This window comes from Rhodanobacter sp. B2A1Ga4, assembly GCF_018101315.1.
Taxonomy (GTDB): Bacteria; Pseudomonadota; Gammaproteobacteria; order Xanthomonadales; family Rhodanobacteraceae; genus Rhodanobacter; species Rhodanobacter thiooxydans_A.
This window is the reverse complement of the sequence record NZ_JADBJR010000004.1, coordinates 149,296-171,290: the sequence shown is the minus strand read 5'-3', so window position 1 is coordinate 171,290 and position 21,995 is coordinate 149,296. Positions and strand designations below refer to the sequence as shown.

Annotated in this window: 19 protein-coding genes; 8 read left to right on the top strand and 11 right to left on the bottom strand. The window is 61.5% G+C overall.

Features of this window, described 5'->3' with window-relative positions; genetic code table 11:
• The first annotated feature begins 45 nt into the window (after positions 1 to 45).
• The 4 genes from IMW82_RS13910 to IMW82_RS13895 all read left to right on the top strand — a co-directional run bounded on the left by IMW82_RS13910 (position 46) and on the right by IMW82_RS13895 (position 4,242).
• Positions 46 to 1,716 carry an ATP-binding protein gene (locus IMW82_RS13910; protein ID WP_244754330.1) on the top strand — a complete coding sequence of 557 codons (1,671 nt, stop codon included), beginning with the start codon at positions 46 to 48 and terminating at the stop codon, positions 1,714 to 1,716.
• A 10-nt stretch (positions 1,717 to 1,726) separates the two neighbouring features.
• Positions 1,727 to 2,644, top strand: a complete 918-nt coding sequence (locus IMW82_RS13905) for an NAD-dependent epimerase/dehydratase family protein (protein WP_211004951.1) — start codon at positions 1,727 to 1,729, stop codon at positions 2,642 to 2,644.
• Positions 2,645 to 2,770: 126 nt separating this feature from the next.
• The gene (locus tag IMW82_RS13900; protein WP_211004950.1) at positions 2,771 to 3,454 is read left to right on the top strand and encodes a response regulator transcription factor; all 684 of its coding nucleotides are present in this window, start codon (positions 2,771 to 2,773) and stop codon (positions 3,452 to 3,454) included.
• Between the two features lie 245 nt (positions 3,455 to 3,699).
• The gene (locus tag IMW82_RS13895; protein WP_211004949.1) at positions 3,700 to 4,242 is read left to right on the top strand and encodes a hypothetical protein; all 543 of its coding nucleotides are present in this window, start codon (positions 3,700 to 3,702) and stop codon (positions 4,240 to 4,242) included.
• Between the two features lie 942 nt (positions 4,243 to 5,184).
• On the opposite strand, the gene dnaB is transcribed toward IMW82_RS13895, so the two are convergent.
• The 9 genes from dnaB to IMW82_RS13850 form a co-directional block, all read right to left on the bottom strand.
• Positions 5,185 to 6,573 carry a replicative DNA helicase gene (gene dnaB, locus IMW82_RS13890; RefSeq protein WP_211004948.1) on the bottom strand — a complete coding sequence of 463 codons (1,389 nt, stop codon included), beginning with the start codon at positions 6,571 to 6,573 and terminating at the stop codon, positions 5,185 to 5,187.
• Between the two features lie 318 nt (positions 6,574 to 6,891).
• Positions 6,892 to 7,980, bottom strand: a complete 1,089-nt coding sequence (locus IMW82_RS13885; protein WP_211004947.1) for a hypothetical protein — start codon at positions 7,978 to 7,980, stop codon at positions 6,892 to 6,894.
• Between the two features lie 189 nt (positions 7,981 to 8,169).
• On the bottom strand, positions 8,170 to 8,559 hold the full coding sequence (locus IMW82_RS13880; RefSeq protein ID WP_211004946.1) for an MAPEG family protein: 390 nt from the start codon (positions 8,557 to 8,559) through the stop codon (positions 8,170 to 8,172).
• 99 nt (positions 8,560 to 8,658) lie between these two features.
• Positions 8,659 to 8,919, bottom strand: a complete 261-nt coding sequence (locus tag IMW82_RS13875; protein ID WP_211004945.1) for a hypothetical protein — start codon at positions 8,917 to 8,919, stop codon at positions 8,659 to 8,661.
• 95 nt (positions 8,920 to 9,014) lie between these two features.
• Positions 9,015 to 10,034, bottom strand: a complete 1,020-nt coding sequence (locus tag IMW82_RS13870) for an ERCC4 domain-containing protein (protein ID WP_211004944.1) — start codon at positions 10,032 to 10,034, stop codon at positions 9,015 to 9,017.
• A gap of 42 nt (positions 10,035 to 10,076) precedes the next feature.
• A complete protein-coding gene (locus IMW82_RS13865) occupies positions 10,077 to 10,550 on the bottom strand; it encodes a hypothetical protein (protein WP_211004943.1) in 474 nt (157 codons plus the stop codon).
• Positions 10,551 to 10,613: 63 nt separating this feature from the next.
• On the bottom strand, positions 10,614 to 11,120 hold the full coding sequence (locus IMW82_RS13860) for a hypothetical protein (RefSeq protein ID WP_211004942.1): 507 nt from the start codon (positions 11,118 to 11,120) through the stop codon (positions 10,614 to 10,616).
• A gap of 55 nt (positions 11,121 to 11,175) precedes the next feature.
• Positions 11,176 to 12,492: a hypothetical protein gene (locus IMW82_RS13855; protein WP_211004941.1), complete on the bottom strand. Its 1,317-nt coding sequence runs from the start codon at positions 12,490 to 12,492 to the stop codon at positions 11,176 to 11,178.
• Positions 12,493 to 12,593: 101 nt separating this feature from the next.
• The gene (locus IMW82_RS13850) at positions 12,594 to 15,011 is read right to left on the bottom strand and encodes an ATP-dependent helicase (RefSeq protein ID WP_211004940.1); all 2,418 of its coding nucleotides are present in this window, start codon (positions 15,009 to 15,011) and stop codon (positions 12,594 to 12,596) included.
• A 303-nt stretch (positions 15,012 to 15,314) separates the two neighbouring features.
• On the opposite strand from IMW82_RS13850, the gene IMW82_RS13845 reads away from it, so the two are divergent.
• From IMW82_RS13845 to IMW82_RS13835, 3 genes are read left to right on the top strand one after another with little or no spacing between them, the layout of a single operon-like run.
• Positions 15,315 to 15,980 (top strand): hypothetical protein, encoded by a 666-nt coding sequence (locus IMW82_RS13845; RefSeq protein WP_211004939.1) that lies wholly within the window; start codon positions 15,315 to 15,317, stop codon positions 15,978 to 15,980.
• A 47-nt stretch (positions 15,981 to 16,027) separates the two neighbouring features.
• Positions 16,028 to 16,411, top strand: a complete 384-nt coding sequence (locus IMW82_RS13840) for an ASCH domain-containing protein (protein ID WP_211004938.1) — start codon at positions 16,028 to 16,030, stop codon at positions 16,409 to 16,411.
• A 40-nt stretch (positions 16,412 to 16,451) separates the two neighbouring features.
• Entirely contained in the window at positions 16,452 to 16,871 is a 420-nt protein-coding gene (locus tag IMW82_RS13835; RefSeq protein ID WP_211004937.1) for a hypothetical protein, read from the top strand.
• A 141-nt stretch (positions 16,872 to 17,012) separates the two neighbouring features.
• Here IMW82_RS13835 and IMW82_RS13830 read toward each other — a convergent pair whose 3' ends face one another.
• Positions 17,013 to 18,218 (bottom strand): IS4 family transposase, encoded by a 1,206-nt coding sequence (locus IMW82_RS13830; RefSeq protein ID WP_211004936.1) that lies wholly within the window; start codon positions 18,216 to 18,218, stop codon positions 17,013 to 17,015.
• 46 nt (positions 18,219 to 18,264) lie between these two features.
• Here IMW82_RS13830 and IMW82_RS13825 point away from each other — a divergent pair, with 46 nt between their 5' ends.
• On the top strand, positions 18,265 to 18,840 hold the full coding sequence (locus tag IMW82_RS13825) for a hypothetical protein (RefSeq protein WP_211004935.1): 576 nt from the start codon (positions 18,265 to 18,267) through the stop codon (positions 18,838 to 18,840).
• On the opposite strand, the gene IMW82_RS13820 is transcribed toward IMW82_RS13825, so the two are convergent.
• Positions 18,812 to 21,883 carry an error-prone DNA polymerase gene (locus IMW82_RS13820; protein WP_211004934.1) on the bottom strand — a complete coding sequence of 1,024 codons (3,072 nt, stop codon included), beginning with the start codon at positions 21,881 to 21,883 and terminating at the stop codon, positions 18,812 to 18,814. The two genes, IMW82_RS13825 and IMW82_RS13820, sit on opposite strands and share 29 nt — an antisense overlap.
• Positions 21,884 to 21,995 lie beyond the last annotated feature (112 nt).

Sequence of the window (21,995 nt, the reverse complement as noted above, 5' to 3'; positions counted from 1 at the left end):
GACGATCACGCTCCGGTAAACACCGACCAACGCGAAGAGCCAGGGATGAATATATTAAGCCAACTGGAAGGCAAGGTCTGCATCAACGAGGATCGGCGCGAGCTGGCCCAAGCCTATCTTCGCGTCGTCATACTTGTCTCGTGCATGGCCTACTGCTTCTCGCAGTACGACACCACATATCTGCGTGACATTACGGTCCTAGCCTTCCTCGCGACCCTGTTTTGGCTGGGCATGGCGTGGCGCAGAGTTGGTCGTGACCGTCTCCGTCACATTGGTGCCCTCATCTACGACTGCTCGATCATTGGGTTGGTGATGATCGGCTTCGGCAGCGGCATGATGGGCATGTTCGCAGTCTTGCTCTGGGTATCAATCGGCTATGGCCTGCGCTACCGCAGCCCGCTCTACCTCAAGCTCGGCATGCTCCTCACCAGCGTTACCTTCATCGTCTCCGCTCTCGTGACGAACTGGCAGAACCTCGGTGTGTTCCTCACGCTTTTGTTCACCCTGATCATCATTCCGCTGGCGCTGATGCGGCCAATGACGGAAATGATCAAACTTCTTGAGCGATTGGACGCTGCCAACAAGCTCCTCGACGAAGCCAATCGGACCAAAACGCGATTCATTTCCGACGTGTCCCATGACCTGCTGACGCCGGTGAGCTCCATCATCGGTTACTGCCAGCTCACCCCACCATCCGTCGACGGCATTCGCATCAACGCCTACCAGTTGACCCGCCAGATCCGCGCCATCATTGGTCGATCGGCCGCCGAGGATCTCAGCTACGACGAGCCCGACGAATCCTTCATTCCTGCGGATCTACTGAAACAGGTAGCGACCATCGTCAAGCCTTTGGCAGAAAGTCGCGGCATCCATATCGAATTTGCCCGCGGCGGCATGCTTGGCACCGTTCATGGTCCCTATCACTCGCTCTCGATTTGCCTGATGAATCTCGCTAACAACGCGGCGAAGCATTCTGCCGGGTCGCGTGTGACGCTCTCAGTGGCCGAGGAACCGGGCGGGCTCGTGTTCGACGTTTCTGATGACGGTGTTGGAATACCAGCAGACCAGCAGCAGCTCATCTTCAACCGGTTCCACCGCGGCTCCGTCCCCGCGACCGTCGACGGACTTGGCCTTGGCCTCGCCATTGTAAAAGACACCATTGAAAGGATCGGCGGGAGGGTCGACCTTACGAGCTCCGGCGCTGGGTCCACCTTCCGCCTACACGCACCAGTGACCATTGCCGAGCGCTCGGTCGTACCGTCCGTCGTGAGTTCGCCTTCATCGGCACAGTCGGCAGTGACCCAATCGGCGACGGTGTTGTTCGTTGACGACGAATTCCAAAGTCGCAATGCCTGGTCCGGCGTGCTCCGCGAAGCGGGCTACGTAGTTCACTCGGCGGCGTCAGGCGTCGAGGCACTTGCTGCAATCGATGCCGGCAATCGCTACGACATATGCGTCCTCGATTACCGGATGCCCGGCATGAACGGTATTGAGTTGGCCTCAGCGATCCGGGAACGCCAGCCAGCTATGCGGCTGATCGCGATCAGTGCCGACAAAATGGGCAGCAGACCGTCTGTCTTCACGCAAGCCCTCGAAACAAGTCTCCTTGACGGCGCGCTTCAGAAGCCTTTGCACCCCACTACGCTCCTTGCAACAGTCGAGCGGCTGCGTCCTACGCGGAACGATCAGCAAGTCGACGTCCTATCCACTCCATGATGAGTCATCTATGAAAATTCTTGTCACCGGTTCCTCTGGCTGTCTTGCCTCGGCGCTTCTCCCTGTCCTGTGCGAACAGTCCTTCGTGGAGTCGGTCACTGGCGTCGACGTGGTGCCAGGCACCTTTACTCACGACAAATTCAAGAACACGCAGCTAGACATCCGCGACGACCAGCTCCCGATCGTCATGCAGGGCCACGATGCCGTGATTCACCTCGCGTTCGTCGTCGCCCAAGAGAAGCGCTCCGAAGCGGAAATGCGTAGCGTCAACGTGGATGGAAGCGCGAAAGTGGTCAACGCCGCGCGAGCCGCCGGCGTGCGCAAGTTCATCAACATGAGCAGTATCTCGGTCTACGGGAGCGGGGAGAACATGGCTGAGACCTTGGTGCCAGCACCCCCGACCTGGTTCCCCTACGCGCAGCACAAGCTGGCTGTCGAGAAGTACATCCAGCAGAACCTGCCTGATGCCATCCAGTTCCGCGCGCACCTGATCGTCGGCGCAAAGGCGCGGAAGTTCCTACGTGAAATTTTCCTGCTCCCAGTGTGGCTCGACTTCGGTTCCAAGCAGCCCAAGCAGCAGGTTGTCCACGAGGACGACGTCGTCGATGCCGTCATCGCCGGCCTGCAGCAAAACGTGAGTGGGCTGTACAACCTCGCGGCTCCGGACATCATCGCATTAGGCGGCGACTACATCCGCAAGGGTCAGGAGGAAGGCCGCAAGATCCGCCGAGTGCGATTCGGCGTCGTTCGAGCCTTTGCAAAACTCGGTCGGCTGTTCATGCAGAAGGACCTGCTCACTCTGATCGCGATGCTGGATACGACGTCCACGGCCACCTGTGCCAAGGCCACGCGCGATCTGGGCTGGCATGCCAAGCGATCGGCCTGGGATGCCAGAAAGGACGCTCTCAAGTCGCTCAACAAGGCCTGACCAGTCAATTGGTCCGGTCAGGTCGAGACAACAATGCAACAAGGAGGATGATGTTGTCATCCACATGAGTATCGCGCCCACAACGCAACGCAACATGTCCGCCTGGAATCGGCGGCAGGAGCTGGAATGGACACCATAGTGCCCCGCCAGCTCCGCGGTCAGTTCGCGTTCGTTGTGGCCGACGATCATCCGTCGGTGTCACTAGCTGTGTGCCAGATCTGCGAGAGCTGGTTGGGCACGGAGAGTGACAAATTCGAAACGGCGCTCTGCAGCCGCGCGCTCCTCGACCTGTGCGCGACTCCGAGCTCCCTGCCCCGGATTATCGTGCTGGACCTCGTTATGCCTGGCGAGCTCAAGCGAGCGGCGTTGGTTCGCGCGGTTCTTGAGACCGACCCCCAGGCGCGCGTGGTGGTGTATTCCGCCGACGAGAGCGCGTTTCTGGTCAGGGCGGTCATGAGCGCCGGTGCAATGGCCTACGTATCCAAGAGCAGCCCGGCCACCGAGCTCGTGGATGCCGTTGTCGCAGCGAGTCTTGAACGACCGCACATCGACGCGCGCATAGATATGAAGGCCCTCAAGGTGCACCCCTGGGCCTCCCTTACGGACAGCGAACGCGGGATTCTCCTGGCGTTCTGCCGGGGCGACAAAGCGTCCGACATTATCGCCAGCACGGGCCGGAGTTACTCCACCGTGACGACCCATAAATACAACGGCCTGAAGAAACTCGACCTGCGCGACGGCAGCGAGCTCATGCCGTACCTGTATGCCAATGGCCTCATTTGCGAGCTGGATGACGATTCGCCGCCGTAGGCGTGGTTCTGCGCTCAGCGCTACGCGCCCATCGATCACCGCCCCCGAGCAGCGCCAAGATGCCTCGTGACTAGCCACTCCTTCACATCCACGCATGTCCTTTGGCTGGTGCCTGATCAATTTGGCTCACGTAAGCGGCCGAAGTGAAAATAGCCCGGCACCGGCCCTTAGGAGTTCAGTAAATTTGTTGATGTCGACCCGCCAAGGGCTTCGGGGTCACCCGCCATTTCTGAAAGGAGAGCGTCATGAAGAAACTCAACTCGAACGGGATCAAGACTCAGGGGCAGGAGTGGTACGGGGTCGACAAGTTGGAGATCTTCTATCCTGCGGTCTCGTCTTGCATCACGGTCACATGCGTCGTCAAGGAAGGGCTGGCGGGGTTGCACTTAGCGTCGATGTCTTTCTCCACCGACGCAGACATTGCTGAATACGGAAAAATCGCCCAAGGCGCGACGGCAATGTACGTCGTGGGAATGCTTTCGCTTCGGTGGGAAAGTACGTCCACGGAGGCTAAGAGGAATAATACGGGGCTTACTTATGGCGCAGGTGATGGCGGCACACTGATCGCCCGACTGCGTGAGAACACGGGTTTCGCCGGAATCGTACAAGTAAACGACACTTCGAGGCCGGACGCCGAATTGGATATCACCGCAAAACTCGCTGGTGGTGCCGTCATTTTCCGAGTGGCCGACAACCTCTGCGAAGAGCAGTTGGTTAAGTTCACCTCCATCGCTGGCAACGTGATACTCCCTTCGCCGATAGCCTCGTCTGGCTGCATCATTCTCTGACTCTGGGGTGGGGGCCGGGGACTCGACTACTGACCCATAGCTGCAACACGTGACAACCCCGTCCGTCCGTTTCCGATCATTGTTGGAAGGCCAGGCTCACCGGAGCCCCACCACGACTCCGGCCTTTTGCGTCAGACGATCGGAACGCCTAGACCGCCTCTGCCCACCTTCACTGCGACAACTGACCTGTTTCGCCACTGAAGCTGGCCACGGCCCATGGCGATCCCGTCCGGCAGTGACGTGGCAGGCTAGGAAAAATTCTGAGCCCAATGTTCGCAATCTCGTAGATTTCCCAATTCTCTTTCCCTAACTCTGCGCTTATCGTGCTTCCCGTGATGGTTCGAGGCACCTCTAACCGTGCGCATATTCGGGTCGAGGTGCAGTTCGGGATCCGCGGTAGCGGATTCACCAGCGTCTGCCACGGTGATGCCGTGCTGGATGGAAACAGTCACCAGGGAAGATCAGAGTTATGGAACAGCACGGGACGTGTATCGGCGACGGATCGCCAACCACCAAGCTGCCGGCCCTGCCGAGCGCCGAGGGTGGGCCGGCCGCATCGGCCAGTGACGCCACATGGGGAGAGAAGGTGGAGATCTGCATCGCACGGACATCGGTTGCCCAAGGAGTCATGCCTTTTGGCTTCGACGCCCTCCAGTCCTGGGATCCATGCGAGCCGATTTTTGCCGTGCCGCCAAGGATCGCCTTCAGGTCCCGCACATTCACCCGGCCGCCACTACCGCTTGAGGACTGCCAGGGTGCGGTACTCGAGGACGATCTCCTCCGTGAATGCCCGTCATGCGGACGTGTGCACCTCGTGGCCCAAGCGACCAAGCTCTGCACCATCTGCCGGCTCAATCCCATGGCTGTCGCGATGCGGCATGGTGCCGGTACTGGCCAAGCGATCCAGCGAATCAGGCAGCGCCACGTACCGAGGGCTGGCAATCAGTCCATCGGGAAGCTGGCATCCGCCACCGACTCGAACCGGGTGTACTGACCGAGGAAGTTCAGCTTCACCGTGTCTGTTGGGCCGTTTCGTTGCTTGCCGATAATGATCTCGGCCTTGCCTTTGTCCGGGCTGTCCTTGTTGTAGTACTCGTCGCGGTAGATGAACATGATGACGTCGGCATCCTGCTCGATGGAGCCGGATTCGCGCAGATCCGCCATCACAGGCCGCTTGTCAGCACGCTGCTCGAGCGAGCGGTTGAGCTGCGACAGAGCGATTACCGGCACATCGAGTTCCTTCGCGAGGGCCTTCAGGCTGCGCGAGATCTCCGCGACTTCCGTTGCCCGGTTTTCCTTCGTGCCTGTCACCTGCATGAGTTGCAGATAGTCGACCACGATCAATCCAAGCCCATGCTCTTGCTCGCGATGGATACGCCGTGCGCGGGATCGCAGCTCTGAGGGTGCCAGAGCCGGCGTATCATCGATGAACAAATGGCTGTTCGCGGTCAGCATGGCAATCGCGTTGGTGATTCGCGGCCACTCTTCCTCGGCAATTTCACCCGTTCGGAGGTGCTGCTGGTTGACCCGCCCAATGGAAGAGATCAGTCGCATTGCCAGTTGGCTGTGCGACATCTCCATCGAGAAGACCAGCGTGGCCTTCTTGGCCCCTATGGCCGCAGCTTCGGCGATGTTCAGGGCGAACGCCGTCTTGCCGATCGACGGCCTGGCCGCTACCACGATCAGGTCGGCAGGCTGCAGGCCCGCCAGCAGCCTGTCGAGTTCGGGAAACCCAGTCGACACACCCGTCAACTGGCCCTGGTTCATGTAGCGCTTCGACAGGACCGCGAACGCATCCTTGACCGCATGCGCCACGGGCACCACGTCCTTCTGTCCCTGTGCCGACGTGGTCGCAATGCGGAACACGCGCTGCTCGGCATTCTCCAACAGGGCGTGGCTGTCAGGACCGGCTGGATCGAGTGCCTCGTCCGCAATGGAGGTGCCCGCCTGCAGGAGCTGGCGCTTGACTGAGCGATCCCTGACGATGCCGGCGTAGGCCATGATGTTCGCCGCGCTGGGCGTAATGTTGGCCAGCTCGATGATGTAGCCCTGCAGCTCCGGGGAGATCATCTGCCCCGAGCTGACGAACCAATCGCCTAGGGTGACCGCATCGAACGGCTTGCCGCTATCGGCAAGTCCACGAATCGCCCGGTAGATCAGCCGGTGATCGCGACGGTAGAAGTCCTGTTCGAAGAGTCGGTCTGCAATGCGCTCGAGGCCGTGCGGGTCGAGCATCAGGCCGCCAAGAACGGCTTGTTCCGCTTCGATCGAATGCGGTGGAATCCTCACGTCAGCATCGGACATGGGGCGGACTTTGGGTAAAGGTGACATGAGCATCCCTGCGAGCACTTATCACGATCTTCCACCCAACCCGAAGGGGGTCCTAACGGTGATTATTCACGCGTTCCTCGGCGCACGATCAGCGCATTCCTGACCAACGTCCGGAAGCCGCTGAGGGAGAGCCGCTTCCGTCTGGCTGTCCCGCCACCGGTGCCACTTTCTGCGATGACGCGCACGTGATCCCGGCTGACGTCGGTGACCAGCACGGTACGCCCGTCCTTGAGGCCAAGCAGGTCATCGTCCTTCGGGTTGTCTCTCGGGTCCCGAGGTGCCGGCGGCCGCATTCCGCCGCGGCCGTTGACGGTGCCATCACCCACGGACAGCGACGAACTGCAGCCCCTTGGAGCTGGCCAGCATCAGCGAACGCAGGACATCCATCACCGCGTTCGAAAGGTGAAACGCCACCTTGTCACGCCAGAGCACGACACGAAGGTGTAGTCCCCCGTGCTGCTCGTCGGCGTGTCGATACTGACGATGATTTTCACGCAACCGCCGCACCAGCTCATTACCGGCTTCGGTGATCGCCGCGGCTGCCTGCTCGTTGCCAGCCATGACGCATGCGGTCGCGAGCGCCAGGAAGGCTTGCTCCACGCGGACGAACTGCTCGTGGGTGAGGTAATAGGGCTTTTCGCCCTGCTGTCGCGTGAGTCGGATGAAAACGGCGGTACCGAAGCTGTCCACGCAATTGGGAACGATCAGGCTCGGCGGAACTGGGACGGCGAAGGAGCCCAACAGCTCCTGGGAAACGTACTCGGAGGCGCGGTCGGGTAACGACTCGGGTGAGATGCGCACCACGAACCGTTCGTAGAAGTCATGCAGCGACCGGGCTCGTGCACGCGAGATACGGGACAGTGCAAACTCAGTCGCACTCTGTGTGCCTCGCACCGGCTCGTCCGACCACCGGAGCAGGTCGTCATAACGGACGTCCTTGCGCACGCCTCGTGGATCCAGTCGCGGTCGCTCGCGCCTCACCAGCACCTCAGCAAGGTCACGGAAAACGTCCTGTGGAGACAGCGCACGGTCGGGCTGGTAGTTGATGACAGGGGTGTCCGTGCCGGCGTTAAGCACCTTCTGCAGATTGGAGTTGATGCTCACGACGCCCGTCGTCTGCTGCTCAAGCTGGTCCAGAATCGATTGGTAGGCGGTGTCCAGGTCGCGCAACAGGCTCGCAGCCTCTCCGACCAACACGGTGACCTTCGTCGTTGTCGCGAGCTCAGCAGCCTCGCGCGCGATGCTTTCGGCCTCTGCAGCTTCTGCAGTAGCACGTACGGCGCGTGCCGCCGCGTCTTTGGCACGCTCTGCGGCAGCCAAGGCCAGTTGTGCTGGGCTTTCCGGCTCCGACTGTGGTGCTTCCGTCGTCCCGAGTTGCGGCCCCTGTGCCGACGCGGTGATGTGCATGATTGGTCCCTGTTCATTCCATGCTGGGGACATCGGCGTCCGTCGCTCGTGTTCACTATAGGCGACCGATGGGTGCACCTAGGAACCGAAAAACGGCGGTTAGCGAGCTATTTTCCGGGTATGTGTCTATGGCCCGTTACGATCGACCGCTTGCATCTGCAGACGGCGCCGTGCTGCGGCGGTGTAACTTTATGCAAAGTACAGTGCGACCGCAGCACCGAGTCCAACCAGCCACACGAGGGAACGCACGGTCGCCCAGTTGGCAAGATAGGTTCCGATGAATCCGATCCGTGCTGCAACAAAAAGCAGCGCCAGACCATCAACATGCACCTGCGCAGCACCCAGACGCTCGGCGATGAGCACGCCGGCGATAAAGATGGGTAACGCCTCGAAACTATTCTGTTGGGCCGCATGCGCCCGAGCATGCCAACCCGACAGACCAGCCAACCACTGCCGAGGATTGTCGTTATCAAATCCACCGTCGTGACGTGGTCTACCGAACCCCTTCGACTTGGCCAGGACAGCGCACGCGAAGGGAAGCAAGCAGGACACAAGAACACATACTTCAGCGATCGTCATTCAGTGAATCCCAGATGGACATCAGAAGTATCGCGTTGACACCCCGCAGCGAGCAAGCTCGGTAGGCGCACATCCGATTCAAAGTACCCCCGGGCCGACCTACGCGTTTGCTGCCCGCTTCCGCCGGTGCCAGAAGGCCCACCAAGACCCAGCTGGCTCGGCGGCGTCTTCCTCCTCGCTGAGGATCTCGCGCATCATCGTGTTGATGTCCTCACCAGCGACGATGGGGCCGTATAAGAGCGCAGCGATTTTTGCGCGTGAGCGGAACGTCCCAGTCCGCCCAGTCCGTTTGAACAATCCGTCGGCGACCACAAGGGCCTTCGTGAGGCCTTTGACATCGACCGTCATTTCATCCGCCATATCTGCATCCTCTGTTGCGTGCGCTTCGCGCCGATGGTGCCACCAAATCAGTCAACGGCACAGGGCTCCGTCCACAGCCGCGCCGCACACCAGCGCTACGCCTTTGTGCCGGCCAAGACTTCCTGGATCTGCGCAGCGCGCTTCTGTCCGATCCCCGGAACAGCCATCAGGTCATCGACCGAAGAAGCGGAAATGGCGGCGATCGATCCGAAATGCGCCAGCAGTGCCTTCGCCAGTCCGGCCGAGACACCCGGCACGCCCTCCAACACGTAGCTGCGAGCCGACAGCAGCGCCTTCGGCTTCCTTGACCGCAAGCCTAGCTCGTAGCCGAGTCCGCTGCCGGCATGCTGCCCCATCTTCACGAGGAGATACGCGGTGTGGGTCGAGTCCAACGAGTTGATCACGTTCATGCCTTGGATCATCCCCAGGAATGAAATTGCGCCGGACGTCTGCGCCACGGACATGCGCTGCCGGCGGCCAAATACGTCGCCCTCAAGGATTAGAACAACCAACATCTCGGGCTGGTGCTTCATGCGTTCGGACTGGTTGAACAGTCGCTTGTCCTCATCGATTACGCTGGCCTCAAAGTCGGCCACGGATTTGCGCTCGACCAGAATCCTGCCGTCGATGAGGTAGTCGCCAAGCTCCAGCGCGCAGACCTCCACGGTCGTGTTGGGGGCATGCCTCAGAAGTTCGACGATCTGTGGCGGCTCGCGATGGTCGACCTGAATGTGGATCGGCTGCGTAATATTCGCGATCGAGGTGATGTCGAGACCGTGAGACGCGGCGGCCTCTGCGGGACGCACAGGGAACGACCCGGATGCCGGCCTCCCGGGATTCGGACGACCTTTTGCCGCGCTACGCGCCGCAATTGCGATCGCATCGAACGACGGATCCTTGTCTGACCCGGACAGCAGGCCCGACTCAAACAGATCCTTCAGGATGACCTCCATGACATCGTCAGGCACTTCGCTCATGTCGTCGGAAGCGACCTGTAGCCTGTCGTTACGCCCGCGCTGCAACCAGACCTTCGCCGCGCAAGGTAGTCCTTGGATGTAGATGCGACCGCGCGCATCGTTGCCAGGCGGACACCAGAAGTTGAATCTGAGCGTCATGACAGAAATTGACCTCCATTCAAATCACCACGAACAGCAGCGTCACTCCGACTCATCATCAGATCCATCCTCTAGCCCGGTACCCCACAGTCGTTCAGTCGGCCACGAAGTGTCGAACAGATCATCCACCTTCGTCAGCATTTCCGCGACGTCGGCGGTCACCTTCCGATAGGCACCGCCAGGATGGAGCGCGTGGCTGTAGCGATCACGCAGATCCAAGAATGCCGCCGCACGTAGTGCCGTCAAGGCGCAAAGTACCAGGAAGGCCGTCCGCTGGTCGTCGTCCACAAACACTGGCTGTTTGCGTAGATACCCAGGGCGACGAGACGGCGTGAGTTTCAGGAAAGCAGCAATGGGCCCGCACCAGACCGTCTCCAGTTCCAAGATCAGGTCGACAGAGTAGGACTGCCACGATTTCCTGGCGCGCGGGAGGCCCACGTCTTCATCGACCATGCGCAAAATGTCGATGCCGTCCTGTCGGGCGGCAGCGGCGTAATGCCCCATGGAGTCGGACATCCTCGTTCCCCTCTCTGTTTGACGGCCGTCGTGTGGTTTACGGGTCGGCTGCATCACCGAAATTTAGTGCAAGCGATGCCGCCGTACGGCTTCTTCCGTCGGCCGACTCAACCGTGGTGCCCGGTACGGGAGGCCGACCGTGTTGGCCGCATTGACCGTGATGGTTTCACCCACGGTGAATCCCTCCTTGCGAGCGACGATGGCTACGTAGTCGACGGCGTGGATTCCGTCAGCCTCAGCCAGATGGAGGCACAAGTACGGCTGATCACTTTTGGTATCGCCTCCGCGCGGTCCAACCGTGATGTAGCTTGCGCTGACGATCACGATCGCCGTCGCTCCCGCCTGCTCCAGCAACTCCACCAGGGACTCGAGGGAGCGATCGCCACTGTGCTGGTAGAAGCGGTCCTGGCCATCCGGTACGACGCCAAGCACGAACCCGATGTTGAAGGGTACCGGCTTGTCGTGTACGAGGATCTCCACGAGCGCCTGCGCCAGTGCCGCTGCGCGGCTCAGTAGTGCTCTGCCTTGAGCCGTCGGGAGCTCGGTGGTGATCTTCACTGCGGTGAGCATTCATTGCCTCCTTTACCCATGACTGCCCGGGCATCCTGCGCCGGGCTACTCGATGTTAACCGTAACTACGCTGCTGGCCACCACCCGTCGACTGGCCCTGCTGCTGGCGGTTGCCTCGCGCCTGCTGCTTAGCGAGATGCATCCGGGTCGTGACAATGCAGCGTCCTCGCACCTCGTCCTCTCGGCACCCTCGAAGCAACGCCATCTGCTTCAGGAACACGTCCAGTACCTCGCCGATGGAATTCTCGTCGACCTGGCAGGTGCGCGGCGCGAACTCGTTCGCCTTTCCCTTGCCCAACGTGAACTTGATCGTGCCGGCGTACTGCCCCGTCTGCCAGTCGGCGCTGAGCCACTTGTCGTCGTGGTTCGAGAATCGCACGCCCTCCAGGTCGTGATACAGCAGCGAGGTCATCAGCTCGAATTCGTTGCGGGTGAGCTGGAATCGCAACTTGTTCTTCCAGTCGTAGACTTTGTTGGAGCCCTCGGCTGCTTCGACGCAGACGGTCGGTTCGTCATGGCGGTTGGTCGTCGCGTCGAACGTAAGTGCCGCGCGGCCACCATGCGCCTTGGCCTGCAGGTATTGCCGCGTCCCGGATTCACTGTTCCCGCGCGGCGCAGACGTCCGTTGGGGAGCATCGTCGCCCTCACCGCCGGACCGACTCCGTGGCTCGTCACGGTCGTCGCGGTAAATGCGGTGGACGTTGTCGCGCATCGGGGGCTCGTCGGAATGGCGACCGAAGTCAGATCCTCGCGGCGGTTCCGCATCGCGGCGCTGGTTCTGGTGGGCGTTGGGAGGCGGCATACTGTTGCGCGCCACGGACACCGGTTGGGTTCCATGACGAGGGGGCACCGCCCCCTGCTGGGACGCGACAGTCGGGTTGATCGGAGTGGCGCCTGCCCTTTCCACTTGACCTGCAGAACGCGGCCTCGGGCTCGACGCGGCAGTCGCTGCTGCTGGTACCGGAGCTGGCGCGGTTTCGACTCCGGCCGCGCCCTGTCCCGATTCCTGGTCAGCGGCATCGCACAGCCATTGACTTAACTGGCGCCGATGCAGGGCGTCGCCGCGGAGCGCGCCGCTCACCACGGTGCGCACGGCGTCCAGACCCTGCGCACGAAGGACGCTTGCGCCCTGATCGTACGTAGTGCCCCGGAGGCCGCACCGCGTAAGCTGCGCTAGGAACCCAGCCACCTGTCCGTAATTGCGTAGCGCAACGATGGCAGCGGCGTTGTCGGCCGCCGCTTCATCGATGGCCCTGAGTACCGTACCCATCCCCTTGCGTGCGATCACGGTTTCGAGCGCCTTGTGATCCAGCACCATGGGGCACTTGATCCCGGCGAGCGCGGTGTTGAAAGTGTCGAGCGAGAGTTCCATGGCGTCTTCCTAAATCCGATGGCCACCGAGTCAGGGGCATACCTCAGGAATAGCACCCGTCAGCCCGACGTCCAAACCGTGGTTTCGACGATCACCGAACGTCAGCGGGCACCACTCGCGGAAGGCAGGCTACTACCCTCGCGTCGCGTATCCTGCGACTGACTTTCAACACCGCCGGACATGGCTTGAGCCGCATCGCCATAGAGGTGCCAACCGTTTTCCTGGTCAAGCACGGCGCTGAAGGGGACGCCTGTGTCGACGTTGACGACTTGGTAGATCGGCGCGTGGAACTCGGTCACCACCCGACACAATCCGTAGGAGCGGTGCATGACCTGGCTACCCACCGCCAGCCTGAAGCCCCTCGGGATGGACGCTCCGGATACCTTGATCGCCGCGCGTCGCGCAGCTTCCGCGGCGGCTTCGGCGGACAGGGTGACTGAAACATGGGTGGCACCAGCGAGCTCCAGGTATCGGTCAGCCACGTCCGCCCGCCTGGCGGGTACGGAAACCGGCGCTTCCTGCTTGATCGCATGGTGCAGGGCTCGCGACAGTCCAAGTTCAGCCTCGTACAGGAACGGACTGGCATTGCCATGTCCCCTCGGCACCAGGTCGAGTTCCGTGCGAAGCCGCGCGAGAAGGCTGTCCTCCGGGTGGAACAGCACAAGCTGCTTGATGGCGCGCGTGAAACCCACATACGCCAGCCGCCGATCTTCCTCGAGGGTGTCGACGTTGCCATCGGGGAATACTCCACGTGCCAACCCGACCACGGCGACCAGCGGCCACTCCAGTCCCTTCGAGCGATGGAGAGTGGTCAGCCGCAGGTGATCGCCTTCAGGCGGCTTGTCCTCTTTCTGGGCTACCAGCGGACTCAGGACGTCCAGGAACTGGCGCGCTGTGCCGGAGCGCTCGGCCAGCCGCACGAATGCGTCCAGCGTGCCAAGCATCTCGTTCGCCTGCTCCGGCGTCGCTGCGCTTCGCTGGATCGTTTCGCGCATACCCGTCATTCGGATGTACGCCTGAACAATGGTGCCCGCTGGCTTATCGGTCAGCGCACCACTCGTCAGAAGTCGAACCGCATCGGCGCGCTGCTCCAGGTTGGTCGCAGCGCTGGACCGACTCTTCCGAACCTGCGCCGCCGCTTCCAAGATGATGGCGTGCAAACCCATGCGAGCCGGACCTGTAGTGGCCGGCTCCATAGCCTCCGCAATCCTCTCCAACACATGATTCTCGACAAAGGTTGTCGGTGTCGTGAGAAGACTGAAGAGGAACGTGAAACGCTCGTCCGGGGGAATGATCCAGTAGTCGGCAACGAGGGACACGGCGCACACCAGTGACGCGACCTCGGGAAGGAATAGCAGCCCCACGCGGCCATAGACATGGTACGGAATACCGGCTTCTGCGAGCTCGATTTCGTACGGCACCAAATGGCTGAAATTGCGCCCGAGCACTGCCGCGTCGCGCAACGTGCCGTTCTTCCAGCGCGGGGTGACTAAGTCCACAATCCCGCTCGCCTGCTTCGCCTTGACCTCAATGGTCTCCACGGTAGTTTCGGGATTTCCATCAGCAGCAATCATCATCGAGCGTCCACGCTCGTGGTTGTGGACGATCAGGTGATTTGCGACCAGGGCGAGTTCTCTCCCCAACCGAAACGTGTAGCTGAGCGGGAAGTGTTTGCACGGCGAGAACGCATTGGCGAATTCCTCTGTTTGGATGGCTACTCTTGAGCCTCTCCAGGAGTAGATCGCCTGATTGGGGTCGCCGCAGCCGAGAACCCTACCCCGACTACCGGCGAGGCCACGCATCATGAAGAAGCAGACATCGTTGATGTCTTGCAGCTCATCGATAAGAATTTCGTCATATCGGTTTTCGAAGTACTGCCAGAGATCTGGATCTTGCGTGAGTGCGACCATCGGACGATAGATCTGGTCGTCGAAGAACATGATCTTCTGAAGGTCCTGCTCCTTGAGAAAATTTGCGAACGCCTGCACGTACGGTCGGCAAGCGACCGCATACGTTCCCGCCCTCCAAACCTCTTCTGCCGAAGACAGGCTCGACTTAACCAGCGTGATGAACTGCAGGAACTCCTGGAACTGTTCCTTGGATGGCTGTGAGCCCTGACCATGGACACTCAGCCACGCGGCTTTGAGACTGTTGCGCGCCAACCTCTCGAGGTTCTTTCCCTGCTTCAGCTGCCAGGCGTCAAGCCGACCCATCGACACCAGCCTCTTCAGGATCGCATTTCCGACAGAGTTGAACGTGCGTACTTCGGGCAGATCTTTCTCTCCACAGACGCGACGAAGCCGCGCCACGAACCCTAGCTGCGCATCTTTATTGAACATGACGGCCAGGATGGTGGTTGGATCGCGACCGATGCGGATCAACCTTCGCAGACGTGCTACCAGGACGGTGGTCTTTCCCGAACCGGGTACCGCCTCCACCAGAGCATGGCCACCCTCATGGTTGACTACCGCCATCTGCTCGGCAGTGAGAGTGCGCGCGGTCTTGGTGGTGTCAATCATTTCCTGAAGTCCGTATCAGTATCGGGTCCCTCTGCTGATGCTACGCACCGACCGGGGATGTCCAAGAGAGCTTATTGCTCACGGCGGCCACCAAAAGAACCGTCGAGTTCCGCTGAACTATCGTGGCACCGAAGGAACCGTGGAAGGGCGCGAAAACACCCCGATAGAGAGGGAATTTCCCCGCTTTGGACGTCCCCGCAACGTGGTATTTCTATCCACGCGCGAGCTCGACGGTCAGACGCACAACGGTTATCCGGCTGCAAAACCGTACATTTGACGTAGCCACATCAAGGAGGATTTCCCATGGCCACACCATTCTCGCAGCGCGCTCACACGCCTTCCACCGTCCTGTGGCTCGACCTGTTTGTCGCCGCAACCTGCGTAGGAGTACTCATTTGGCTAGTGGCCGCACCTGCGCACCCATCCGATGACTTGGTGAACGTGCTGACTGGTTCTGTCACCGCACTCGCCGTCGTAGGCCTTGGGTGGTTTGGCGGTCGGGCACTACTGGCCTGTTGGTCATCTGCTGCCAACGCACTGCAATCCAGCACCTCCGACCGTCCTTCCAGCGCAGAAGTCCCCCCAACGCGCACGGCGAATACCGCCGTCGTTCTACCGTTCCACGCCAAGACTGTGCCGCACGTCAGGCCGGTCGCTTCCGCGGGTCGCCCGACGCCGGTCAGATCCAATGGTGGTTCCGCAACAGAAAATGCTCATGCCTCCGATGATTTTGGCGACTTTGCAACCAGCATGCTGGTATCGGAAGCCACGGGGAGCGTGCTGATGGGTGCGGCAGTAGGCGGGTCACTCACCGGTGCCCTGGTCGGTGACCTTGTGGCAGACGAACTCAACTGCGACCAGGATGCGTCGCCATCCAATGAAGAACCCTGCGATGCCGGCGGGAATGCGTCCAGCGGCGATGATTGCAGTAGCGGGTGCGACGATCCCTCGGGCAGTTCGGACTGGTAGTGCCGATGCCTGTCTCACCATTTCACCATCTCCCTACGGACACCTCCATGCTCGTGCTTTCAATCCTGCAACCTTGGGCGTGGCTTATCGTTCACGGCTATAAGGACATCGAAAATCGCCGCTGGCGGACACGTCAGCGCGGTGACTTCCTCATCCATGCAGGTAAGCGCTGGGGTCGAGAGCAGAAGGACGATCTGGCGTACGTCAGGTCACGGTTTCCCGATATCCCCTTACCCGACAAATTCGACCTCGGCGGTATCGTCGGGGCCGCGCGCATTGTCGACTGTGTCGACTCCTCGCCCAGTCCATGGTTCAGCGGACCCTTCGGGTTTCAGTTGGCCGAGGGACGTCCTGCGCCAGCATTTATCCCGCTCCGCGGGCAGCTTGGCTTCTTCCGGATACCATTGGCAACGATGGTTCAGCCCTTCTAAGTGACGCGGAATTATGACCCCGTCGAAGGAAACGCACGCGATGGCATTGAATCAAAACAGCTCACGTATGCGTTGGCAGTTCGTCGGCTTGACGATACTCATGCTTGGCGCATTTCTCCAGATTCACTCGATGGTCGCAGTCCCGAAATTCGGCGACGGGTACGCCGAGCACATCATCCTTCTCGACCAAGCTTGCAGTGAGCTGCGTAGCGCAAAAATGTTGGACGACAGCAAGCCAACGAATGACGCGTTCCCTTGCTCATTCACCGGATACACCTACGAGACCCAGATCGCCGGTCTGCTCACCGTCGACGGAATCAGCGAGAACATCAAGGGGCGTTGCCTCACCATAGCGGCCAACGTCATCGACACGCGCCGCAGCTACGTCGAAAAAGGCTACCCACGTCAAACAGACATGCCCGCCCACGTGCTGGCGAACTGCAAGGGCAAGATTCCGTAATCTTGGTCGGCCAGCGGCCACTGCTAGTCGCACGACCTATGCCATTATTTCTCTACCAACGAGTTGCGGGAACTGGGGGATAAAGCCCGGCGGTTCCCGTCTAGCGATTCCACTCTCAGGGACTGAGGTTTCCCCACGTATTCATGCGGGAATGCTCATCTGATCGAGCATGGCTGACGAAGGCTTGCGCAATTGATCCACCACTCGACTGAGTGGGACATGTAGCCATCGCCGGACCAAGGCTTCACGTCCCAGTCGCATGATGGAGTACAGACGGCGCTTGGATCGAAACGGCGCGAGCCACTGATCGACGCCAGTCGCCTCGCATGCCATGCCGACCAACCATGTGGCAAAGCTAGCCAACGCGCTGAGCAGGAGCAGAACCGCGATGCGCGGACCTTTGCGGGTGAGACTGTCTTCGAAGGCTTGTCCGTAACGATGCGATTTTAGGTCACGAAACGACAGCTCGATTTGCATGCGCCGAGCGTATAGCGCCACCAACTGGCGCGCGCTGAGCCTAAGGCTTGGCGACGCCATCAGTAGCCATGGCTCTCGCTCGCGTTTTGCATGGTTGCGACTGTAGGAGCCACGCGCTGGCAAGCCTTGTCGGGTGCGGTGTTTACGCCCGCGAGCGGGCTTGGCATGTAGCACGACGTGCGCGGTCAACGGCTTGCTGCGCGCCACTTCCATTTGTCCAAGATCCTGCGGTGTTTGTTTGGCGCGTTGATACATCGCCTTGCAGGACTCCCACGGTGCCGGCCTGTTTGGCAGCGCAACAGGTCGCAGATAGGTGGTGTTGCGCAAGCGGCCCAGCCATTGCCAACCCATCGCCTCGACGGCTCGGAACCATGGTCCCCGGAAGCCGGCATCGGTCACCAGAATCGGGCTGGCGCCGTCCGGGAGCACGCATGCCAGCCGTTGCAGAAAGTGCTTCTCGGCCTTCGGCGAGCCCTGCTCGCTGGCGGGAAACACCATATCCAGAATGGGGAGCGTGCGACCTCCCACAGGTATGGCTGCTCGCAACAGATGCCAGCTGCGGTCGGCCTTTAGATCTGACCAGTCGACCACGATCACAGGTTGCTTGCTGCGCACCAGCCAGCGCGTCATCGCACTGTAAATATGCTCGCGCTCAGCATGCAGATGCGTGTTCCCCAGCAGCCTGTCCAATGCCTTCAGCGGAGCGCGAATACGCTCGGCGCCTTGCCATGCGCGTGCCAAGTCAATCAGCGTCAAACGTCGGCCGTGAACCGTGGCTTCTACGGCGTTCAGCAACGCGCGACTACGCAGCGCATGCATCGATCCGAGTGCGTCACCCAGGCAGTTTTGCAATACTTCGGTCGCGCGCATGGGGTGGTCTCCTCTGGCTTCGTAACCCGTGGGGAATGACCGCTTCATGCGCGCACTGTTCCTTCAATCCGCACGCAACGTGTTGATTGAGCGAGGGGATTCGTGGGGAAACCTCAGTCTCAGGGAGACGTTTTCTATGCGATTCATTTCTGTTCTCTTCGGTCTTCTGGTCACAGGCGCTGTCTCCGCACAAGGCACCGCGCCGGCAGCACCGCCGCAGTACAGCGCCCATATCCAGCTGACGAGCGGTAACACCGTGGCAGCCAATCAGACCATCGACATGGTGGGCCGACAGATGTCTACCCTGCAGGGAACGGGTTTGAACGACGCAAACATCAGCTACCGACTCAAACTCACGCCTTTCTGGATGCCTGACGGGTATGTCGGGGTGCGTGTGGATGCCTGGATAACGACCAAGGGACCGGAAGCCACGGTCAAGTCCGGTGGAAAGAAGTTGAGGCTTCCTGCCACCTCGCATTGCGAGTCAGCGCCGATGGGCAAGGTCGCCCTGGGTAAGCCCACGACGCTCTTCAGCACCTCCGGCGTCAATGACGGAGGCTACCAGGGTCCCATCCCTGGCTGCTCACTCACGGTCACCCTGTCCGAGAAACCGCAGGGGTAACTGCAGCAGCAATAAGATGGACGACCCCATCCACCCGCTCGATGCGCCCGTCGACCACGACGACGGGCGCTGATCGCAACACCACCCGATGCAGTTCGGCCACATCAGGCCACAGGACGACATTCAACCAGGCCGTCTCATCCTCAATCGTCAGGAATACCGTCCCTTTCGCTGCCGGTGGCTGCTGGCGCATACCGATCAGACCCGCGACACGGACACGTGTGCGGTGTGCGAGCCTGGCAGCGTCAGCCAGCGTGGTCAGACCGGCCATCTCGAAGGCGCGTCGATGCAGGCCCATGGGATGGCCCACTGTCGACAAGCCCATGGTCGAGAAGTCGCTCATCAGCAGTTCGTGGTGCTCCGGTGCCTTCAACGTCGGCACCGGTTCTGCAACCGTGCCGAACAGTGGCAGGGTCGCCTCGATGCCGGTGGCCACCCAGCGGGCGATGTGCCGGTGGCCAGCAAGCGACTCCAGCGCGCCGGCGTCGGCCAGTAGCGGCAGGTCACGTTGGTCTAGCGCGGCACGGGATGCCATATCCGCGACATCGCGAAATTGCGCTTCCTCCCGGGCGCGTATCAGGCGAGTCACGCTATCGCGACGTAGGCCAACGATCGCGCGCAGACCCAACCGCACCGCCTGCCGGTCAACCGCATCGTCGGGACGCAGCGAGCTGAAGCCCTTGCCTTCAAGATGTGCATCCCAACCAGACAAGCGAACGTCCGGCGGACGAATCTCAATGCCGTGGCGGCGCGCGTCCTGGAGCAACTGGTCGGGGGTGTAGAAGCCCATCGGTTGTGCGTTGAGCAGGGCCGTGAGAAAAGCTGCCGGCCGGTGAGCCTTGAGCCACGCCGATGCGTAGGCGAGTAGTGCAAAACTCGCGGCGTGGGACTCAGGGAAACCGTAAGCGCCGAAGCCTCGGATCATCGAGAACACCTGCTCTGCATAGGCAGGCGAATAGCCTCGTTCGTTCATCCCTGCGAGTAGCCGTGTGCGGAAATGGTCCAGCGTTCCATGGCGCTCCCACGCACCCATCGATCGGCGAAGCTGATCGGCCTCGCCAGGCGTGAATCCAGCGGCGACCACCGCCATCTGCATCACCTGCTCCTGGAAGATCGGCACACCCAGCGTGCGCTCGAGCACACCTTGCACTGCCGGCGACGGATACGTCGCCTTCTCCCTGCCCTGCCGGCGACGCAGATACGGGTGGACCATGCCGCCCTGGATCGGGCCTGGCCGAATGATCGCCGTGCACACCACCAGGTCGTAGAAACAGGTGGGTCTCAGACGCGGCAGCATGCTCATCTGCGCACGCGACTCCACCTGGAACACACCAACCGTATCCGCGCGACGCAGCATCGCGTACGTAGCTGGGTCATCGGACGGGATCGCCGCGAGGTCGAGATCCTCGCCCCGGTGCGCGCGCAGCAGGTCGAACGTGCGCCGGATCGCCGACAACATGCCCAAGGCCAGCACGTCGACCTTGAGCAAGCCCATCGTCTCAAGGTCGTCCTTGTCCCACTGGATCACTGTTCGCCCCTCCATGCTTGCCGGCTCGACCGGTACCAGATTGTCGAGCGGCGACGCACTGATCACGAAGCCGCCGACGTGCTGGGAGAGGTGCCGCGGTATACCGACGATCTGGCCAACCAACGCGAGCAGTCGATGTAGCTCGGGCGTCGAAGGATCGATGCCCGCTTCCGTCCAGCGCGCGGGAAGCTCGCTGACCTCGTGGCCGGCGAGCTGCGCAAGCCGCCCTACCAGCTCCAAATCGAGTCCCAACGCTCGGCCGACGTCGCGCACGGCACTACGCGGCCTGTAGGTGATCAGTGTGGCGGCCAGTGCAGCACGATCGCGCCCATACCTCGCATAGATGTACTGGATGACCTCCTCACGTCGTTCGTGCTCGAAGTCCACGTCGATGTCAGGAGGTTCGTCGCGCTCACGCGACAGGAATCGCTCGAACAGAAGGTTGCCATGCTCCGGATCCACGGCGGTGATACCCAGCACGTAGCAAACGACGGAATTGGCTGCCGAGCCACGGCCCTGGCAGAGGATATTCCGCGATCGGGCAAACCGAACCAGATCATGGACAGTGAGAAAGAAGGCCTCGTAGCCCAGCTCGGCAATCAACGCCAGCTCGCGCGCGATCTGCGCGGCGATCGCCATCGGCGTGCCGGCCGGCCACCGTCGGCGCGCGCCCTCTGCCACAAGGTGGGCGAGCCAGTCGGTGGGGGACTGGCCCAGCGGCACTACGTCGTGCGGGTGTCGATACCCCAGCGTGCTGAGATCGAACGTGCAGCGTGCGGCGATGTTTGCGGTCTCAGCCAGCAGCTCTACCGGGTAGATTCCACTCAACTCGTCCAGCGTGCGCAGATGACGCTCCCCATTGGGATAGAGCTCGCCGGCGGCACCCGCGAGGGTCTGCCCCATCCGAATGGCTGTAACTGTGTCCTGCAGCGCCCGCCGCCCGCGCGCGTGCATATGCACGTCACCGGTGGCTACGCAGCGCAGCCCGTGCCGGTAACCGAGGTCCTGCAGAGCCGCCAATGTCCTCGCATCGTCGTCACCACGGTGGAGCTCCACGGCGATCCATGCCGAGTCCGGATGGGACGTGGCGAGCTGCCCCGCCCACCGGTCGGCGGCTGCCGCCACGTGGCCGAGCTTGTCGGTCACCACCAGCAGCGCCAGCACGCCCGTATCTTCCGCCGGCAGATCCGACCACGACGCCCGGTAGCTGCCCTTGGGCGCACGCGATCGCGCCACGGTGATCAGTCGGCACAAGGCCGCATAGGCCCGGGCGTCGGTGGCCAGCAGCACGATGCGCGCGCCGTCGTCCAACCGGATCTCCGTGCCGACAATCAGAGGCAGCTCGGTCGCACGCGAGGCCTCCAAAGCGCGGACGATCCCGGCGAAACTGCATTCATCGGTCATGGCCAGCGCGGTATAACCCAGCGCCTTGGCACGCGCGAACAGCTCCCGCGCACTGGATACGCCATGAAGGAAGGAGAGATTCGAGAGACAGTGCAACTCGGTGTAGTCCATCAGCATCGCTCCCCACCGAGCGGCTGGTGGTCACCGTGACGCCGACGGCCCCCTCCCAGATGCTGGCCATGTGGTAGCATCCTTGCCGGCGCTTGCCGGCGCCTGCTGCTCA

What these genes read in the sequence shown, in the direction of transcription:
- IMW82_RS13825 (WP_211004935.1), top strand. Translation starts at nt 18,265, where the DNA reads ATGCGCGCACTGTTCCTTCAATCCGCACGCAACGTGTTGATTGAGCGA.
- IMW82_RS13840 (WP_211004938.1), top strand. Translation starts at nt 16,028, where the DNA reads ATGCTCGTGCTTTCAATCCTGCAACCTTGGGCGTGGCTTATCGTTCAC.
- dnaB (WP_211004948.1), bottom strand. Translation starts at nt 6,573, where the DNA reads ATGTCACCTTTACCCAAAGTCCGCCCCATGTCCGATGCTGACGTGAGG.
- IMW82_RS13835 (WP_211004937.1), top strand. Translation starts at nt 16,452, where the DNA reads ATGGCATTGAATCAAAACAGCTCACGTATGCGTTGGCAGTTCGTCGGC.
- IMW82_RS13850 (WP_211004940.1), bottom strand. Translation starts at nt 15,011, where the DNA reads ATGATTGACACCACCAAGACCGCGCGCACTCTCACTGCCGAGCAGATG.
- IMW82_RS13880 (WP_211004946.1), bottom strand. Translation starts at nt 8,559, where the DNA reads ATGACGATCGCTGAAGTATGTGTTCTTGTGTCCTGCTTGCTTCCCTTC.
- IMW82_RS13845 (WP_211004939.1), top strand. Translation starts at nt 15,315, where the DNA reads ATGGCCACACCATTCTCGCAGCGCGCTCACACGCCTTCCACCGTCCTG.
- IMW82_RS13830 (WP_211004936.1), bottom strand. Translation starts at nt 18,218, where the DNA reads ATGCGCGCGACCGAAGTATTGCAAAACTGCCTGGGTGACGCACTCGGA.
- IMW82_RS13895 (WP_211004949.1), top strand. Translation starts at nt 3,700, where the DNA reads ATGAAGAAACTCAACTCGAACGGGATCAAGACTCAGGGGCAGGAGTGG.
- IMW82_RS13885 (WP_211004947.1), bottom strand. Translation starts at nt 7,980, where the DNA reads ATGCACATCACCGCGTCGGCACAGGGGCCGCAACTCGGGACGACGGAA.
- IMW82_RS13860 (WP_211004942.1), bottom strand. Translation starts at nt 11,120, where the DNA reads ATGCTCACCGCAGTGAAGATCACCACCGAGCTCCCGACGGCTCAAGGC.
- IMW82_RS13875 (WP_211004945.1), bottom strand. Translation starts at nt 8,919, where the DNA reads ATGGCGGATGAAATGACGGTCGATGTCAAAGGCCTCACGAAGGCCCTT.
- IMW82_RS13870 (WP_211004944.1), bottom strand. Translation starts at nt 10,034, where the DNA reads ATGACGCTCAGATTCAACTTCTGGTGTCCGCCTGGCAACGATGCGCGC.
- IMW82_RS13910 (WP_244754330.1), top strand. Translation starts at nt 46, where the DNA reads ATGAATATATTAAGCCAACTGGAAGGCAAGGTCTGCATCAACGAGGAT.
- IMW82_RS13865 (WP_211004943.1), bottom strand. Translation starts at nt 10,550, where the DNA reads ATGTCCGACTCCATGGGGCATTACGCCGCTGCCGCCCGACAGGACGGC.
- IMW82_RS13820 (WP_211004934.1), bottom strand. Translation starts at nt 21,883, where the DNA reads ATGGACTACACCGAGTTGCACTGTCTCTCGAATCTCTCCTTCCTTCAT.
- IMW82_RS13900 (WP_211004950.1), top strand. Translation starts at nt 2,771, where the DNA reads ATGGACACCATAGTGCCCCGCCAGCTCCGCGGTCAGTTCGCGTTCGTT.
- IMW82_RS13855 (WP_211004941.1), bottom strand. Translation starts at nt 12,492, where the DNA reads ATGGAACTCTCGCTCGACACTTTCAACACCGCGCTCGCCGGGATCAAG.
- IMW82_RS13905 (WP_211004951.1), top strand. Translation starts at nt 1,727, where the DNA reads ATGAAAATTCTTGTCACCGGTTCCTCTGGCTGTCTTGCCTCGGCGCTT.